Genomic DNA, 2,634 nt, shown 5'->3' on the forward strand with positions numbered 1-2,634 from the left:
AACAACCTCTTTGTAAACAAAGTAAACAAGGCATACGGCACAGACTTCAACAAGAGCACGGTAGCCGCAAAGGGAGAACAACAACTCATTTTGAGACAAACTCTCGATGCTTCTGATTTAGGGAAAATTAAAAACCTACCGGAAGATGTTATCTCTGGCGCGATTAAGGCGGCGGGAGCAACTCCGGAACAAGCCGAAAAGTTCGGCAGAAGAATCGCTTCGGCCCCCAACGAAGAGGCCCTGGTTCGAGTTTTAGAACACTTCATTCAAGACGAAGGTATTATGGCGAGTGGAGCACTTCACCGAATCGCCACAACCATCGACCCCGAGCCCGAGTTTCATATTGATTCAATCTCAGGGGCCATCAAAACGGATTTGGCAGCAGTCACCAAGATTGCCAGCACCTACAGCAAAGCCATTACCGACAGCACCAAAACGAAAGATGTTTCAAAAAGGTTTAAGGCAGTTCAACGGGCCAAGAAGGATCTTACCGAACTTCAAAAACGCGTTCTGGACTATCCCTTCTACAACGATGCACAGCGGCGTGAGCTAAGCGACCAACTTGAGGCGATATCACTCAAGTATGAAGAGTCTTTGGACCTCTCGGCCCTAAGCCACGATGCTGCAGTTAAACTTTATGTAGACCTCGACCGGGGTTGGACCTCAACCACCGATTACCAAGCGATGGAGCGTATCAAAGAAGACACCGGCCTTCGTGATGCCAGCTCTTCATGGACAGGCGGACTGCGCACTGGGGAAAGCTTTAAGACAAACGAAGATGGTGCGGCGACATTCTCGTCAAGCGCCACGAAAAAGCATGGCGGGTTTCTTGCTTGGGGCGGTCATCAAGAGAAAATCGGAAGCACGTTTAAACTTGCCGCTGACAACTCTATCGCGAAAATCGATCTGAAGATTGAACTTGTCGAGAAGAGTACAACGAAGTCGAGTTTCTTTTCCAACTTTATTCAGCGCATCGATTCCGCCCTGGGTTTGAACCTTGGCGACCTAACCGACTACCCTGAGAATAAGCACGACCGCAACGTAAGTGTTGAGTGCTCCTTCGGTAAAAGTGATGTGGCTAAATTACGAGGACTCCATCCAACCGAGATTCGCGCAGCACTCAAGGGCTCACCATGCTCCGAGACGGCTGTAACCGACTTCCTTTTGGAGCTGCGTATGGCTCCCGATGGAGAAAAACGGGCAGAAGTTCTTTCCAGGTTCGTTAATGACCAAGGCATGGAAGGTATGGGCGCGTTGAGGCTTATTCTTGGTAAACCGGAAGACTCAATCAGCTTCAACTCGACCAACGGGCTCTTAAAAGAGATGCAGTCACAAATCGATGCTACGCTTTCAGTCTTTGAGGGGACGAAGATTACCAGCGACATGAGTAAAAAAGAGCTCACCATGCGTTACGAGGACTTAAACAGCGCTGAAGAAAAAGTGAAAACGATGGTTTCGGCAGTGAAGCATGATCCATTCATGAAAGATGATGCCAAAGCAGCGCTGGAACTGCAGCTTGAAGATCTATTGTCCAAACTCAGAGCTGCCTTTAACCCGGCAGATCTGAGCTTCGAAGAGCGCCATGAACTTATCAGTGAGCTTGAGGCTGGATGGACAACCGGCGAGCAGTACGAAATTATTGATGAGCTGAAATATCGAACGTAGAACTTCTCTTGAAAAATTCTCTACGCCAGGGCATGGATGGACTGGATTCTAGAGGAAGCACATCATGAGCCCAGAACAGCTGCAAAAATTCAAAGAGCTCTTGGAAAAATTTCGACGAGACATGGTATCGGCTGGCGATCAAAAAGCCGAGCCCATTCATCAAGACGCCGAGCGCCCAGATGAAGACGGGCAGCCCTTAACCGAAATGAGCCAGGCCATATCCTCAAGCCGCAACCAAAATCGCTCGGTTGTTCTCGGGCAAATCAGTGCTGCCTTATCGAAGATACAACTCGACCCAGACGACTATGGGGTCTGTGACCAATGCGATGAAGACATTCCCCACAAACGTCTAGAAATTATGCCGTGGTCCACATCCTGCGTTCGTTGCTTGAGCAAAAAAGAAAATCCATTACGGGGTGCCACGCGTCGTAATCTCACGGACTTCGTTTCCTGAATTTAGCCATCGCTTGCTTCACCGGCTCATCCTAAGACCCACACGACCCTATTCTCCACGAGATTAAGGCTGAATAGAGCTTGAAAGTGTTGAAACAACCAGACAAATAGGCCTCATGGAATGTGAGCATATAGAGCTACAAGAAGAAGCCTGGGTTAAATATTATAAAGACTTCTATCAACCCGATGAGGCCACCGATATTTTTGGAAACCTTCGTGACCAGCTTGAGTGGGAACACAGGGATATCAAAGTCTTCGGTAAGGCCGTGAAGCAGCCTCGCCTTGTCGCCTGGGCTGGAGATATCGAGTACCGCTATTCAGGGCAGACCCTCCCTGTTTACCCGATGCATCCACTTCTTCTGGAAATTCAAAAGCAAGTCGAAGAGGCAACGGGTGAATCATTCAACCACGTGTTGCTCAATTACTACCGGGACGGGCGAGATAACATGGGCATGCATGCGGATGACGAACGTGAGCTGGGGCTCAATCCGGTCATTGCCGCCTTATCTTTTGGCG

At 49.2% G+C, this 2,634-nt stretch carries 3 protein-coding genes; all 3 read left to right on the top strand.

The window, feature by feature from the left end:
- Nucleotides 1-1,665, top strand: a 1,665-nt coding sequence (locus HOK28_20240; protein ID MBT6435437.1) for a hypothetical protein, incomplete at its 5' end; no start/stop codon positions are given.
- 64 nt (nucleotides 1,666-1,729) lie between these two features.
- Entirely contained in the window at nucleotides 1,730-2,119 is a 390-nt protein-coding gene (locus HOK28_20245) for a TraR/DksA family transcriptional regulator (protein ID MBT6435438.1), read from the top strand.
- A 115-nt stretch (nucleotides 2,120-2,234) separates the two neighbouring features.
- Nucleotides 2,235-2,634, top strand: a 400-nt coding sequence (locus HOK28_20250; GenBank protein ID MBT6435439.1) for an alpha-ketoglutarate-dependent dioxygenase AlkB, incomplete at its 3' end; no start/stop codon positions are given.

It is taken from the genome of Deltaproteobacteria bacterium (genome assembly GCA_018668695.1).
Taxonomy (GTDB): Bacteria; Myxococcota; XYA12-FULL-58-9; order XYA12-FULL-58-9; family JABJBS01; genus JABJBS01.